Raw genomic sequence first — 15390 nt, forward strand, 5'->3', positions numbered from 1 at the left:
GCGGTCGCCCCTCACGCGCCGATCAGGCTCTGGCCGCACACGCGCACCACGTTGCCCGTGATGCCCGCGCTGCCCGGACTCGCGAGCCACGCGACGGTCTCGGCGACATCGACGGGCAAGCCGCCTTGTCCCATCGAATTGAGCCGTCTGCCGGCCTCGCGCACGCCGAAGGGCATGCGCGCGGTCATATGCGTTTCGATGAAGCCGGGCGCGACCGCGTTGATCGTGATGCCGCGCGCGCGCAGCAACGGCGCCATCGCGTGCACGCGGCCGATTACGCCGGCTTTCGAGGTCGCGTAATTGGTCTGGCCGCGATTGCCCGCGATGCCGCTGATCGACGACACCGCCACGATGCGTCCCTGCTCGCGCAGCACGTTTTGCGCGAGCAGCGCGTCGTCGATACGCTCCTGCGCCAGCAGATTGATGTCGATCACGCTGTCCCACATCTCCGGGCTCATGCGGGCGATGGTCTTGTCGCGCGTGATGCCCGCGTTGTGCACGACGATATCGATGCCGCCCGAGGCGGCAAGCGCGGCGGCGATATCGGCGGGTGCTTCGGGTGCGGCGATGTCCGCGACGAGCGCCGCATGCGCGCCGCCCGAGGGCGATGCGTCTTCGATCGACAGCATGGTCTGATCGAGCGCGTCGCGGGCGGCGTCGATATCGATCCCGGTGACGATCGCGCCATGCTCCGCCAGCACCGCAGCGATCGACGCGCCGATGCCGCGCGCCGCGCCCGTCACGATCGCGCGCTTGCCCGCGAGCGGTTTCGTCCAGCTATCGGGTGCGGTGGCGGACGCGTCGATGGTCACGACCTGGCCCGAGACATAGGCCGAACGCGGAGAAAGGAAGAAGCGCAGCGCCGATTCGAAATTTGCGCCATCGGCCACGCGCAGCAGATTCGCCGTGATGCCGTTGCGCGCTTCCTTGCCGAGCGAGCGGGTCATTCCTTCGAGCGCATGCTGGGCGGTGGCGGCTTTCACGCTTTTGCGCGTGGCGGGTGGACGCCCGATGACGACGATGCGTCCGTTCCTGGCAAGCGAGCGCAGCGCGTCGTGGAAAAACGCGTACAGCGAATGCAACTGGCTGCTTTCGTCGATGCCGGTCGCATCGAAGATCAATGCTTCGACACGATCGCTCGCGGATGTGTCGCGGGCGTGCGGCTCGAAGCGGCCACTCATCGCGCCGTGGCGCGCGGCGACTGGCAGCCAGCCGGACGCGCTTTCGTGCGCGATGCTCGTCATGCCGATGGCGGACAGCACGGCCATCAGGTCATCGAAGAGCGCAGGCGACGGTCCCGCGCCGATGGCGGCCATGCCGCCGAATTCGGCATGATCCGCGCGATGGCGGCGCAATACCTCGGGACGCGGCAGGCCGAGCGAGCGTGCGATGCTCGTGCCGAAGGGCGAATTGACGAAGTCGAGATAGCGGTCTTTCATCGATTGGCGATCGGTCGTCGGGGCGCGCGCGGCGTGGCCTCGGGCCTGCGTGGTTCAGGCGACCGTTTCCGGCCATTGCCGTTTGAGTGCCGCGCTGCGCTTTTGCAATGCTTCGAGGATACCGAAGTCTGCGGAAAAATCATCGACTTTCACCGCTTCGCGCGCATGAGCCGCCCATTCGGCCAGAAGCGCGTGCTCGCTTTCGTCGATCAAACCGCGCTCCGAGGCCGTTTGCGCCCACGCCGTCACTTCCTGCGGGCTCTGCGGCAGCGCTTCGGCCTGGCCCGCCTTGACGGCATCGCGCAGACGCGCTTCGAGCGCCGCGACGGCGGGCGTGAGCGCGAGCAATTTTTCTCCGCGCGCGATCGGATCGGTTTCGAATGCCGAAACGTGTGAGCCCGCGACGAGGCGTTCGCGAGCCTCGCCGGGCGTTTGCATCAGCATCGCGATGTCGTTGCCGAGGACATCGGCGCTCGGCGCGTGCGGCAGGCCGAACGGGAACGCGAGCGCGCGCAGCAACGCGGCGGCGGCGCGATTCGGATAGTTCGCGAGCAAGCCTGCGAACGCGGCGCTCGCCTGATGAAGCGCGTCTTCGGCGCCCCAGCGCACGAGCGGCAGGTCGCTCTCGGGCCGGCCGTCGTCCTCGAAGCGTTTGAGCGTCGCGGACAGCAGATACAACTGCGAAAGAATGTCGCCGAGCCGAGCCGACAGACGCTCGCGGCGCTTGAGCTCGCCGCCGAGCGCGAGCATCGACACGTCGGCGAACAATGCAAACGCGCTCGACAGGCGTGTGGCGGCGCGGTAGTAAGGCAGAAGACGCGCATCGGCGCGCGCGGGCTTGCGCACGAGCGCGGCGCCGCCGAACGCGTACACGAGGCTGCGCATCGCGTTCGACGCGAGAAAGCTCGCGTGACCGAAGAATGCGTCGTCGAAATCGCGCAGCGCTCGGTGCGGATCGGCTTCGCGCGTCGCGGCCATTTCCTTGAGCACGTACGGATGGCAACGGATCGCGCCCTGTCCGAAGATGATCAGGCAGCGCGTCAGAATGTTCGCGCCTTCGACGGTGATCGAGATCGGCATCTGCTGATACGCGCGCGCGAGAAAGTTCGACGGCCCCATGCAGATGCCCTTGCCGGCGACCACGTCCATGCCGTCGTTGATCACCTTGCGCGCGCGTTCGGTGATGTGATATTTCGCGATCGCCGAGATGACCGAGGGCTTCTCGCCGAGATCGACGGCCTGCGCGGACAGGCGGCGCGCCGCGTCCATCACGTACAGATTGCCACCCATGCGCCCGAGCGCTTCCTGAATGCCTTCGAAGCGGCCGATCGACGTGCGGAACTGGCGGCGCGCGGCGGCATAGGCGCCGGTGCCGCGCACGGCGAGCTTCGCCATGCCGACATTCGACGAGGGCAGCGAGATCGCGCGCCCGGCGGCGAGACATTCCATCAGCATGCGCCAGCCGTTGCCTACTTGCGCGCGTCCGCCGATGACCCAGTCCATCGGGATGAACACATCCTCGCCCCAGTTCGGGCCGTTCTGGAACACGGCGTTGAGCGGCCAATGGCGTCGTCCGATGTTGACGCCGGGATGGTTCGTCGGAATGAGCGCGCAGGTGATGCCGGGCGTTGCGTCGTCGCCGAGCAGATGATCGGGGTCGAGCGCGCGAAAGGCGAGGCCGAGCACGGTCGCGATCGGCCCGAGCGTGATGTAGCGTTTTTCCCATGTGACGCGAAAGCCGAGCGTCTCGCGACCCTCGTGAAGGCCGCGGCACACGACGCCGACATCCGGAATGGCGGCGGCATCCGATCCGGCGTACGGGCTGGTGAGCGCGAAGCACGGAATTTCGTCGCCGCGCGCGAGACGCGGCAGATAGTGGTTCTTCTGTTCCTCGGTGCCGTAGTGCAGCAGCAATTCGGCGGGACCGAGCGAATTCGGCACCATCACCGATACGGCCGCCGCCGACGAATGCGTTGAGAGCTTCATGATGACCTGCGAGTGCGCATACGCGGAGAACGCCTTTCCGCCGTAGCGCTTCGGAATGATCATGCCGAGAAAGCCCTGTTCCTTGATCCAGGCCCACGCTTGCGGCGACAGATCCTGCCAGATCGCGGTCGTGTCCCAGTCGTTCGACAGTTCGCACAGGCGCGCGCATTCGTTGTCGATGAAGCTTTGTTCTTCCTGCGTCAGTTTCGGGGCGCCGTGTTCGAGGAGGCTGTCCCATCGCGGGCGGCCGGAGAAGAGTTCGGCGTCCCACCATACGGTGCCGGCTTCGATGGCGTCACGCTCCGTCGAGGACATCTCCGGCAGGATCTTGCGGAAGATGGCGAGCACGCGGCGACTCACGATCGCGCGGCGCAGGGGCTTGATGGCGAGCATGAGCGCCGGAAGCACGAAGACGATCGAGAGCAGCGTGACGCCGATCGTGCCCGTCACGCCGATGACTGGCCCGACGGCCACCCAGATCGCCAGCCCGACGAGCCAGGCGAGCGCGGGCGCCTGCAGGAAGGTGAGAGTGCCGGCGAGCAAGAGGAAGGCGATGACGTAGAGCGCGAGCATCACGGGTCTCCGGAGTTTCCTGCGAAGAAGCATGCTTCATACCACGACGTCAGCTTTCAAGCAGGATCGGTGCGATTAGAGCTTTCGTTCGAACCTCTTCCTGTTCAAGACCTTCACACTTCAATGCACAATAATGCGCGAGCTATTCTTTTTGCTCATATCAGAAATGAAATAATGGAATTATTAGTTCGAACTGCTAAACAAATGGGGAGGGACAGCATGAGTCTTGACGCCCCGCCTGAGCGGGGCGTCAAAGGGCGCTGTGGGTGAATCTTCGCGGGATGCGCCACAGCAAGTCACAACGCCGGGCTTCATATTGTGACCACCTGCCACGCGCATGGTGGCCACGGGAGCTTATTTGGAAATGGAGACACCGGATCACCTGGTCAGACTAAACATTGGCACGGCGCCCGAAGAACACGGCGTTACGGATTGGGTTTTTATGTTGGGCGACTTGCTTTACATGCTGATCCGCTCTGATGGAGAGGTCAGCTATCTGCATGTCCCGGTGGATATGGAGATGCTCAGCAGAATACGCGAATCGAGCGAGGGCGCAGCACACGGCATATATCGGAATATCAACGGCGAACCGACACAACTGGCGATATATCTTGCGCTGGTTTTTCTGGAGCACGATGTGTCCGCCTCGACGATCAGACATGAACTCGGAATGTCCGAAGCGGCGATGAAATGGTTGCTCGGCGTCTGGCAATGTGTCGCCGGAGTTATCGACCGAAACAATCGACTCGAACTGATTCGCCTCTTGGCATTCGATGGACATAGCTGAAACGAGCCTTGGGGATTATCGCCATATTGGTTTAATTCGGAACCTTCTGGTTGGGATCGAAACTCGACGCGCCCAAAATACAGACCGCTCGCGCGACGATCTCGCCGGTCGGGGGCGCGCGAGTGGTGTCGATCCCGGGTTCGCTTGCGCAGAACCGGGACCAGTAGGAGATGTCGTGAGCGAGTTGGCGGACCCGCTCATGACGATCGCAAAACTACAGAATGCTCCTGTAGGCAGCAACCACCTGCCCTGAAATAGCGGCAACAGGAGATTAAGTGTTCCTAAACAAAAGTGTTTACCCGGTAGAGCTAAATATAAACTCTCTATTCAGAGAGGTCGCCGCAATTGATCGGAGCTACATCTACGACGACAGGCTGTTCGTGTTCAGCAACGAAGCGGACGGCTACGCATACCGCACAAGGTCGCTGGACGGGGAGACGATCGATAACCTGCACAAGGACATTCGCGTGATCGAGGCATCGCCGGGCAGAAATTTCGGAGGACGAATCGATCCGAAACGGAAGTTTCAGGCTTTGGCGTTGCTGCGGGATGGCGCCTCGGTGGCAGCGGTTTCGCGCGGCGTGAACTTGTCGACGACTACGGTGTATCGATATCGCAAGGAATTGCAAAAGGTCGTCGCGCTGCGTCCCCGGAATACGAATTTCCTGCTGCGGATGCTTGCCTTTCCGTCCGCGCGCGTCCGTGAGCGTAGCGTCGCCGGATTGCGTTTCCGCCGGCGCGTTTAAATTCGCCGAGGGCGCGATTATCCTGGCGCGCCCGCTTCGCGCGCTGTGCGCGTCATATCGATACCTCTGCGCTCGCGGCTGAAGAAAATCAGCGCAGCGATAACAACGGCGACGACGCCCGCGACGATCGCCATCGCCATGCCGTAGTCGTTGCCGTGCGACGCGGCGAGCGACGCCTGCATCGTCGCGTTCACCGCCGCGAGCAAGTTCCCGAGTTGATAGACGAGGCCCGGGAAAGTCGCGCGAATCTCATCGGGCGAGATTTCGTTCAGATGCACCGGAATCACGCCCCATGCGCCTTGTACCGAAATCTGCATGAGGAACGCGCCGAGCGCGAGCATGACCGGCGTCGTCGAGAATGCCCACAGATACAACACCGGCAACGCGATCAGCGCGGCGATGAAAATCGTCACTCGCCGGCCGATCTTCTCCGACAGCGCCCCGAAAAGCAGCCCGCCGATGATCGCGCCGATATTCAGCGTGATCGTAATGAGCGAAACGGTATGCGGATCGAAATGATGCTGCTCGCGCAGGAAGGTCGGATAGAGATCCTGCGTGCCGTGCGAGAAGAAGTTGAACGCGGTCATCAGCACGATTGCGTAGATCGAGAGCGTCCAGTTCCGCTTGAGCGTGGCGAGGAGGCCGGGGCGCGGGCGCTTTTCCATCGCGCGCCACGCCGGCGATTCCGGCACGTGCGCACGCACGTACATCACGAGCAGCGCGGGCGCGACACCGATAAAGAACATCCCGCGCCAGCCGATGAGCGGATACACGACACCGAAAGCGATCGACGCAAGCAGATAGCCGCTCGGATAGCCCGCTTGCAAGAGCCCCGAAACGATGCCGCGCGCTTTCGGCGGGACGGTTTCCATCGTCAGCGCAGAGCCGACGCCCCATTCGCCGCCCATCGCGATGCCGAAAAGCGCGCGCAGGATGAGGAGCGTCATGAGGTTGGGGGATAGGCCGGAGAGCAGCTCAAGCAGCGAATAGCACGCGATGTTGATCATCAGCGTGGGACGGCGGCCGAACTTGTCCGCGAGGCGGCCGAAGATCAAGGCGCCTAGCGGGCGCATCGCCAGCGTGAGCGTGATCGCGAAAGCGACATCCGGGATTTTCGTATTGAATTCGGCGGCGATATCCTTCAATACGAAGACCATCAGAAAAAAATCGAATGCGTCGAGGGTCCAGCCCAGATAGGCGGCAACCGTCACGTTTCTCTGTTCGCGGGTCCAACTCATGGCCAGATTCTCCGGGTCGAATAATCGATTGGCGAGTGTTGCCATGCGACGGAGCAATTAACGAACCGGCCACGGGCGCGTCAGGGCGGGCTCGCCAAGGTTCGTGCGATCGAGTGCGTGCGGCTGGATAATCGAGGCGGGGTGATCAATTCATTTACCGTTCGACGCAGGAATAATCGAATCAGAAACGAAAGAAGATCGAATTGAAAATGAAGGCGGAAAACAAAAAACCCCACGTCGATGCGTGGGGTTTTTGCGTGCGATGCGCTCGAACGAGCGTCTCGCGAAAAAGGGACCTTGGTGCCCAGGAGAGGACTCGAACCTCCACGGTGTTGCCACCGCTAGGACCTGAACCTAGTGCGTCTACCAATTCCGCCACCTGGGCCAAGGGGTACAGCAAGCCCGCTATTCTAGCGGGAACGGGCACCGTGTCAACCGTAAAGTCATATGACTTATCGGAATCAGAAACACAGTCTCCGCATAAAACAGAAAAGCCACCCGAAGGTGGCTTTTCCAAACATCTGGTGCCCAAGAGAGGACTCGAACCTCCACGGTGTTGCCACCGCTAGGACCTGAACCTAGTGCGTCTACCAATTCCGCCACCTGGGCAAGGGTGCGTGTACTTCAATTCGCTGCAATTCGTTTTGCGTCAGCAGCAAAGAACGCCATTATAGCGACCCCATTGGGACTGTCAAGCATTTCGACGCAATGCGTGTAACGGCGCGCCGGCCGCGCCGTATCGGCTCGCCAGCCCCGTGAGGCCTAAAAGACGGGTGTTAGAATGGCCCGCAACGATGTCCGCATTATTGGTTGCAAAGCACCGCAAAAGTCCCATCCAACGAGAAAAAACACGACTACGCCCTTGAGCAAATATCCGTATCCGATTCCGAGCCGCGAAGAAATTCTCGGCGTGCTGCGCACGAGCGAGACACCGCATGCCGCGAACGACATTGCCGAGGCGCTGTCGATCAAGCGCCAGGAGCGCGAAGGATTTTTCAAGCGACTGGCGGCAATGGAACGCGACGGGCAAATCCGCCTCGACAAGCGCGGCCACTATCAACTTACGCATCCGTCGAATTTCGTGGCGGGCCGTGTGCAGGGACATCGCGACGGCTTCGGCTTCCTGATTCGCGACGACGGCCAGGACGATCTCTTCCTGCCCAACGGCGAAATGCAGAAGGTCATGCATAACGATCGCGTGCTGGCGCGTATCGTCGGCTATGACCGGCGCGGGCGGCCGGAAGGGCATATAGTCGAAGTGACGGATCGCGCGAACAAGCGCATCATCGGTCGCCTCGTCAACGAGAACGGCGCGCTCATTCTCGTGCCGGAAGACAAGCGCATCGGTCACGACATCCTCATCACGCAGAATCCGAAGAAGGCGAAGGTCGGGCAGGTGGTGTCCGTCGATCTGACGGATTTCCCGAGCCGCCACTCGCAGCCGCTCGGGCGCGTGGCCGAAGTGATCGGCGATATCGACGATCCCGGCATGGAGATCGAGATCGCGGTGCGCAAATACGGCGTGCCGCATGAGTTCAGCGACGCCGCCCTGGCTTCGGCCGCCAAGCTGCCCGACGAAGTGCGCCCGGTGGATATCCGCCATCGCGTCGATCTGCGCGACGTGCCGCTCGTCACCATCGACGGCGAAGATGCGCGCGACTTCGACGACGCCGTGTATTGCGAGCCGGTCGCCGTCGGGCGTGGCCAGGGCTTTCGCCTGCTGGTCGCGATCGCGGACGTGTCGCACTATGTGAGCCCCGGCGAGCCGCTCGATGTCGATGCGCTCGATCGCAGCACATCGGTCTATTTCCCGCGCCGCGTGATTCCGATGCTGCCGGAAAAGCTGTCGAACGGTCTCTGCTCGCTGAATCCGAATGTCGACCGCTGCGTGCTGGTGTGCGACATGGTCATCACGGCGCGCGGCGAAATCAAGGCGTATCAGTTCTATCCGGGCGTGATGCATTCGGCGGCGCGGCTCACGTACACCGAAGTCGCGGCCGTGCTGACCAACACGAAGGGTCCGGAAGCGGCGAAGCGCGCCGATATCCTGCCGCAGTTGCAGGATCTCTACGGCGTCTACAAGTCGCTGCATGCCGCGCGTCAGAAACGCGGCGCGATCGATTTCGATACGACCGAGACGTATATCGTCGTGAACTCGCAGGGCAAGATCGAGCAGATCGTGCCGCGTCACCGCAACGACGCGCATCGGCTGATCGAAGAATGCATGCTGGCCGCGAACGTCTGCGCGGCGGATTTCCTGAAGCGCAACAAGCATCCGGGTTTGTATCGCGTGCATGCGGGGCCGACGGAAGAGAAGCTCGAGAATCTGCGCACGTTCCTGCGCGGCGTCGGCCTGACGCTGACCGGCGGCGCCAAGCCGCACGCGAGCGACTACGCCGCGCTGATCGCGCAGATTCGCGACCGGCCCGACGCGCAGATGCTGCAATCGATGGTGCTTCGCTCGATGCAGCAAGCCGTGTACAGCCCGGACAACATAGGCCATTTCGGTCTCGCATATGAGGCGTACGCGCACTTCACGAGCCCGATCCGACGCTATCCCGACCTGCTCACGCATCGCGCGATCTACGCGATTCTGCAGGGCAAGAAGTATCTGCCGGACATCGGTCACGATGTGTCGCTGAGCACCGGCCTCACGAAGGCCGCGCGCGAGATGCAGAAAGCCGACGACACTGCGCGTGGCCGTGCGCGCAACAGCGTCGCGATCTGGGAAGAACTGGGCCTGCATTGCTCGTCGAACGAACGCCGCGCCGATGAAGCCTCGCGCGACGTCGAGGCGTGGCTCAAGTGCTACTTCATGCGCGACAAGCTCGGCGAGGAATACGGCGGCATGGTGAACGGCGTGACGTCGTTCGGCATCTTCGTGCAGCTGGATTCGCTTTTCATCGAAGGTCTCGTGCACGTGACCGAACTCGGCTCGGATTACTTCCAGTACGACGAGATCAAGAACGAGCTGCGCGGCGAGCGCACGGGCATCCGCTACCGGATGTCGGATCGCGTGCGCGTGCAGGTGGGCCGCGTCGATCTCGATGCGCGCAAGATCGATTTCCGGCTCGTCCGCGATACGCCGGTGAAGCCGCCGTCGCCGCGTCCGTCGGCGGGTGCGGGCGATGTCGCGAGCGTCGGCAATGGTGCAGCGGGACCGCGCATCCGCCCCTTCAGCGACGACGACGCGCCGAGCACGCGCGCTCGCGGCGGCACGAAGAAGGGCGCGCCGCTATCGGCAAGCCCGCGCGGCGGCGCGGCGGCTAAGAAGCGTGGAGCGGCGTCGAAGTCGGCGCCGCAGGGGCGGCCGGCGCGCAAGAAGCGCTAGGGCGGCGCGTAACACTTCCGCCATCGAATACGCGCGGTCCGAAGCTTCGTGCATCGGACCGCGTCGTGCTTTTCAAGATTTCAAAGGTTCGAATCAGTCATGTCACGTCTCAAGGTTCTATACGGATTTCACGCAGTGACCGCACGTTTGCGCGCGGACGCTTCCTCGATCGAGGAGGTGCTGTACGACCCCACACGCAAGGATCGACGGATGCAGGACTTTCTGCGGACCGCGAAGGAAGCGGGCGTGCGGCTGATCGCGGCGGACGAATCGCGTCTGTGGGGGCTCGCGGGCAATATTCAGCATCAGGGTATCGTCGCGCGCGCGAACGATCTGCCGCTCGCGCAGAACCTCGCCGAGCTGCTAGATGGCATCTCGGGCACGCCGTTGCTGCTGGTGCTCGACGGCGTCACCGATCCGCATAACCTCGGCGCGTGCCTGCGCGTCGCGGATGCGGCGGGCGCGCATGCGGTGATCGCACCGCGTGACCGTTCCGCCGGGTTGAATGCGACGGCGGCGAAAGTGGCGAGCGGGGCGGCGGACAGCGTGCCGTACATCACCGTGACGAATCTGGCGCGGGCTCTGCGCGAGCTGAAGGACGCGGGCGTGTGGGTGATCGGGACGGCGGGTGAGGCGACGGCTTCGCTCTATGAGACGAAGTTGGACGGTCCGGTCGCGATCGTCGTCGGCGCGGAAGGCGAGGGCATGCGACGCCTTACGCGGGAAACCTGCGATGAGGTCATGAATATCCCGATGGCGGGGACGGTCGAGAGTCTGAATGTGTCGGTGGCGAGCGGGGTTTGTTTGTTTGAGGCGGTGAGGCAGCGGGGGGTGAAGAAGTAAGGGCCGATGTCGGTCTTCACATCGTTCATTGAAAGCATCAAACATCGTTCATGGCGTTGAATCGACTTAGTGATCTGCTCGCCGCCGAGAGCGTGTACACGCGCGAACAGTTGAAGGGTGTCCTCGATTCTCAGGACGCGACGATCAACACGGGCGTATTCCGTCCTGCAGGTTTCGATTCGGTCATGTTGTTCGTCACCGAAAAGAAAACGCCGGATCGAGTTCAGTACATCGATAAACTCGACGGCGACATCTTGCACTGGCAAGGGCAGAACGCTGGACGTACCGACTCGTGGATCGTCGAGCATCGGAAGCGCGGGCTGGAACTGCTGCTGTTCTATCGCACGAAGAAGTACGAGTACCCCGGCGCCGGATTCAGGTACAAAGGCCCCTTCGACTACGTCTCGCATCAGGGCGCATTGCCCGCGAGTTTCACGTTGCGGCGGGCAGGCGAGAACCTCGCCCAGGTGGAACTCAGAGCGGAAGCCGAGGCTGAAGCACAAGTCGAAGCAAGCGGCGCTTTCGATCCTTCGAGTATCGAAGATGCCCGTAAGAAAACATTTGCCGCCATCGTCACGCGTCAGGGCCAGCCCGCGTTCCGCCGGGCGTTGCTCAACGCTTATGAACACCGTTGCGCGCTGACCGGTTGCGATGTCCCGCAGGTCCTCGAAGCCGCTCACATTTGCGGCTACATGGGCCCGGAAACCAACGACGTACGCAACGGACTCTTACTACGCGCCGACCTGCACACGCTTTATGACCGTGCGCTGATCGCGATCGATCCGGCGACTCACGAAGTGTCGATCGCTTCGGAACTGCGAGAAAGCGAATACGCTTCGCTCGAAGGACGTTTGCTCCGTCTGCCGAAACATCCCGGGCAACGTCCAAGTCCCGAAGCGCTGCAGATTCACTGGATGCACGTGCGTTCGATCCGGGAAAGGCAATCGTGATGGGCATGAAGAGGGCGCTCGGACTGGCCGCATCGATATCGATGTGCATCCTCACCGCCTGCACCACCACGATGCAAGACCGCGGCACCTACATTGCCGACACGCGCTACCACGCCAAAAACGCCGACTCCCGCATCCGTTTCCTCGTGATGCACTACACCGAAATCGACGAAGCGCGATCGCTCACGGTCCTGACGGGCGATGAGGTCAGCGTCCACTACGTCGTCCCCGACGCGCCGCGCATCGAGAAGGGCGAGCCTGTCGTCTATCAACTGGTGCCCGAAGACAAACGCGCCTGGCATGCCGGCGTGAGCTCATGGCAAGGCGCGACGGAACTCAATGCGTCGTCGATCGGCATCGAGAACGTGAACCTCGGGCCTATCGGCGAGAAAAACGGCGAGCGCGTATGGCAGCCGTATCCGCCCGCGCAAGTCGACGCGCTCATCAAACTCTCGCGCGATATCATCGCGCGCTACAACATCCCGCCGACGCGCGTCGTCGGCCACAGCGACATCGCGCCGCAACGCAAGATCGACCCGGGACCGCTTTTTCCGTGGCGCGCGCTCTACGATGCCGGCGTGGGCGCATGGCCCGACGAAGCGACTGTCGCGGCTTATCTCGCCGGACGCGATCCCAAAGCCCCGGCCGACGTGCGCGCGCTGCAGGAAAAGCTGAAGCGCTACGGTTACGACATCGCGACCGACGGCGTGCTGGACGACAAGACCCGCCGCGTCTTCAGCGCGTTCCAGATGCACTTCCGTCCGTCGGACTACGCGGGCAACGTGGACGCGCAAAGCGACGCCATCGCCCAGGCCTTGCTCGACAAGTACTTCGCCAACTAAAAGGGAGCTCGCGATGGGCGACTATTTTCTGCCGCTGCGCGCGGTCCACATGACCTGTGCGGGCCTTTCCATCGCCGGTTTCGTGCTGCGCTGGATCTGGATGCTGACGAATTCGCGGCATCTGAGCGCGCGCATGACGAAAATCCTGCCGCATATCATCGATACGCTGTTGCTCGTGAGCGCCATCGCGCTGGTCGCGATCATCGGCTTCTGGGCGAACGCCGCGTGGCTCGGCGCGAAAATCGCGGGCCTCGTCGCCTATATCGTGCTCGGCACGTTCGCGCTGAAGCGCGGCCGCACGAAGGGCGCGCGCGCCGTTTATGGCGTCCTGGCGATCGTCGTGTTCGCGTTCATCGCATCGGTCGCGCGCACGCACGATCCGCTCGGTTTCCTGCACGCGATTGCATGATCGGCGATGCGCCTCGCGCGCTCCGATAAAATCTCAGTTTTCTCCGATAAGCAGCACCGCTCCCATGACTCAAGACGAACTCAAGCAACTGGTCGGCCAGGCCGCCGCCGACTACGTGAACGCGAACGTGCCGGAAGGCGCGATCATCGGCGTCGGCACAGGATCGACGGCGAATTGCTTCATCGACGCCATCGCGAAGTCGAAGGCGCGTTACCGCGGCGCGGTGTCGAGCTCGCTCGCGACCACCACGCGGCTCGAAGCGCACGGCTTCAAGGTGTTCGATCTGAACGACATCGAAACGCTCTCGATCTACGTCGACGGCGCCGATGAAATCGATGCGAGCGGCGCGATGATCAAGGGCGGCGGCGGCGCGCTCACGCGCGAGAAAATCGTCGCGTCGGTGGCGGACGTGTTCGTGTGCATCGCCGATGCGAGCAAGCGCGTGCCGGTGATGGGCACATTCCCGCTGCCCGTCGAAGTCGTGCCGATGGCCCGCACCGCGATCGGCCGCAAGCTCGCGGCGCTGGGCGGCGTGCCGATCGTGCGCGTGGCGAAGGACGGCGCGCCTTTCATCACCGACAACGGCAACGAAATCATCGACGTGAAAGGTCTTTCGATCACCGATCCGCGCGCGCTCGAAGCGCAGATCAACGCGTGGCCGGGTGTCGTGACGGTCGGGCTGTTCGCCGCGCGCGGCGCGAACATCTGTCTGCTCGGCACCGAAACGGGCGTCGAGCGAATCGACTACAAGTAAGAACAAAGCCCGGCGATGCAGGCATCGCCGGGCTTTCTGCGGTCGCATCGATCAATACGCGTTGCGTCCGATGAATCCCTTGAACATCGTCATCGCGACGATCTTGATGTCGAACCAGAACGACCAGTTGTGAATGTAGAACAGGTCGAACTTCACGCGGCTCTGCATCTTCTCCACTTTTTCCGTCGCGCCGCGATAGCCGTTCACCTGCGCCCAGCCTGTAATGCCAGGCTTGATGCGGTAACGGAACATGTAGCCGTAGACGAGATCCTTGTAGAGATCGTCATGTTCGAGCGCATGCGGGCGCGGACCGACGACCGACATATGCCCGAACAGCACGTTCAGGAACTGCGGCAGCTCGTCGAGACTCGTGCGCCGCAAAAACGCGCCGACCTTCGTCACGCGCGGATCGTTGCGCGTCGCCTGCGTGACGCTGCCCGTGGTCTCCCGATGCACGCCCATCGAACGGAATTTGTAGATGCGGAACGGCCGCCCGTCCGCGCCCTTGCGATGCTGCGTGAAGAACACCGGACCCTTCGATGTGGCCTTCACGGCGATCGCGATCGCGATCAGCAGCGGTGAAAGCGCGAGCAGCGCGGTCGCCGCGAAGAGGCGGTCGAAGAGCAGCTTCGGCCACATCTGCAAAGTGCCGAGCGGGGACGTCGTCAGATCGATGGTCGCTAGACCGGCGACATCGGTCATCGAATGATTGAAGAGCGAGATGCTGCGCGTGTCCGGAATCAGCCGCAGATTCACGAAGTCATGCCGCAGCGCGTGCACGAACCGGTAGATCGTGTGTTCCTGCGACAGCGGCAGCGCGAGCCACACTTCGTCGATCTCCTCGGCGCGCACTTTCTCCACCAGCTCGTCGAAGTCGGTCAGCACGGGCAAACGATTGCCTCCGGTGCCGATTGCTGTCGTCGGAGGGTTCACGCCGTCGGCGCCGGTTGCCTGCAGTTCCGTGTCGCCGGTCGTGTCGAGCACGCAGACGGGCGTGAAGCCCTGCTCGGGCGTGCTGCCCAGATGCGCGAGCAAGGTCCGCGAGAAACCCTGCGCACCGACGATCGCCACGGTGCGCTGGTTAAGACCGCGTCCGCGCATGAGCCGCAAGCCCGAGTACACCAGCAGTTTCGCCGCGATGATGAGCGCACCGGAGATGAGCGTCGAATAGCCGAACCACAGACGCGACACGGCATCCATGCGATGCAGCGTGAATGCGAGCAGGAGGCCCGCCGCGACCACGGCCATCCACGCCAGCGTGACGCGCGCGAGCATCATGGCGAGCGGCTTGCCACGCCAGGTTTCGTACACGCCGAACGCGGGGAAGAGCAGAAGGGCGAGTGCGGAGTTGAACGCGATCAGCAGCCTTTCGATATCGCTGAAATCGAGCGATGAAAAGCGTACGTCATGCGCGATCAATCCGCCCGCGATGATGAGACAGACATCAAGACAACGCGCCAGCCATGAAAACAAATCGTGATTTTTTTCTTGC

At 62.9% G+C, this 15390-nt stretch carries 12 protein-coding genes and 2 tRNA genes; 8 read left to right on the forward strand and 6 right to left on the reverse strand.

The annotated features are described in order from the left end of the window. Positions 1–11: 11 nt before the first annotated feature. Together IAG25_RS09000 and IAG25_RS09005 are read right to left on the reverse strand one after the other, a co-directional pair. Entirely contained in the window at positions 12–1439 is a 1428-nt protein-coding gene (locus IAG25_RS09000; RefSeq protein ID WP_187604574.1) for a 3-oxoacyl-ACP reductase, read from the reverse strand. Between the two features lie 54 nt (positions 1440–1493). Next, entirely contained in the window at positions 1494–3998 is a 2505-nt protein-coding gene (locus IAG25_RS09005; RefSeq protein ID WP_187604575.1) for an acyl-CoA dehydrogenase, read from the reverse strand. Positions 3999–4362: 364 nt separating this feature from the next. Between IAG25_RS09005 and IAG25_RS09010 the strand changes: the two genes are divergently transcribed. Then, positions 4363–4785: a hypothetical protein gene (locus IAG25_RS09010; RefSeq protein ID WP_187604576.1), complete on the forward strand. Its 423-nt coding sequence runs from the start codon at positions 4363–4365 to the stop codon at positions 4783–4785. A gap of 380 nt (positions 4786–5165) precedes the next feature. Next, positions 5166–5531 (forward strand): helix-turn-helix domain-containing protein, encoded by a 366-nt coding sequence (locus IAG25_RS09015; RefSeq protein ID WP_222946448.1) that lies wholly within the window; start codon positions 5166–5168, stop codon positions 5529–5531. Between the two features lie 17 nt (positions 5532–5548). Here the strand turns inward: IAG25_RS09015 and IAG25_RS09020 are convergent, their stop codons facing one another. From IAG25_RS09020 to IAG25_RS09030, 3 genes are all read right to left on the reverse strand, one after another. Next, the gene (locus IAG25_RS09020; RefSeq protein WP_187605045.1) at positions 5549–6775 is read right to left on the reverse strand and encodes an MFS transporter; all 1227 of its coding nucleotides are present in this window, start codon (positions 6773–6775) and stop codon (positions 5549–5551) included. A gap of 292 nt (positions 6776–7067) precedes the next feature. Further along, a tRNA-Leu gene (locus tag IAG25_RS09025) sits at positions 7068–7154 on the reverse strand. A gap of 137 nt (positions 7155–7291) precedes the next feature. Next, positions 7292–7378: transfer RNA gene (locus IAG25_RS09030), tRNA-Leu, on the reverse strand. 253 nt (positions 7379–7631) lie between these two features. Between IAG25_RS09030 and rnr the strand changes: the two genes are divergently transcribed. The 6 genes from rnr (at position 7632) to rpiA (ending at position 13898) form a co-directional block, all read left to right on the forward strand. Next, on the forward strand, positions 7632–10100 hold the full coding sequence (gene rnr, locus IAG25_RS09035) for a ribonuclease R (RefSeq protein WP_187604578.1): 2469 nt from the start codon (positions 7632–7634) through the stop codon (positions 10098–10100). Between the two features lie 99 nt (positions 10101–10199). Further along, positions 10200–10943 carry a 23S rRNA (guanosine(2251)-2'-O)-methyltransferase RlmB gene (gene rlmB, locus IAG25_RS09040; RefSeq protein ID WP_187604579.1) on the forward strand — a complete coding sequence of 248 codons (744 nt, stop codon included), beginning with the start codon at positions 10200–10202 and terminating at the stop codon, positions 10941–10943. Positions 10944–10999: 56 nt separating this feature from the next. Then, positions 11000–11893, forward strand: a complete 894-nt coding sequence (locus IAG25_RS09045) for an HNH endonuclease (RefSeq protein WP_255503615.1) — start codon at positions 11000–11002, stop codon at positions 11891–11893. A 5-nt stretch (positions 11894–11898) separates the two neighbouring features. Then, positions 11899–12735, forward strand: a complete 837-nt coding sequence (locus IAG25_RS09050) for an N-acetylmuramoyl-L-alanine amidase (RefSeq protein WP_187605046.1) — start codon at positions 11899–11901, stop codon at positions 12733–12735. A 13-nt stretch (positions 12736–12748) separates the two neighbouring features. Beyond that, the gene (locus IAG25_RS09055) at positions 12749–13144 is read left to right on the forward strand and encodes a SirB2 family protein (RefSeq protein ID WP_187604581.1); all 396 of its coding nucleotides are present in this window, start codon (positions 12749–12751) and stop codon (positions 13142–13144) included. A 64-nt stretch (positions 13145–13208) separates the two neighbouring features. Continuing rightward, complete coding sequence (rpiA, locus tag IAG25_RS09060) at positions 13209–13898, forward strand: ribose-5-phosphate isomerase RpiA (protein ID WP_187604582.1); 690 nt, start codon at positions 13209–13211, stop codon at positions 13896–13898. A 51-nt stretch (positions 13899–13949) separates the two neighbouring features. Here rpiA and IAG25_RS09065 read toward each other — a convergent pair whose 3' ends face one another. Continuing rightward, positions 13950–15371 (reverse strand): undecaprenyl-phosphate glucose phosphotransferase, encoded by a 1422-nt coding sequence (locus IAG25_RS09065; protein ID WP_238214418.1) that lies wholly within the window; start codon positions 15369–15371, stop codon positions 13950–13952. Positions 15372–15390 lie beyond the last annotated feature (19 nt).

Source organism: Caballeronia sp. EK, assembly GCF_014384845.1.
Taxonomy (GTDB): domain Bacteria; phylum Pseudomonadota; class Gammaproteobacteria; order Burkholderiales; family Burkholderiaceae; genus Caballeronia; species Caballeronia jiangsuensis.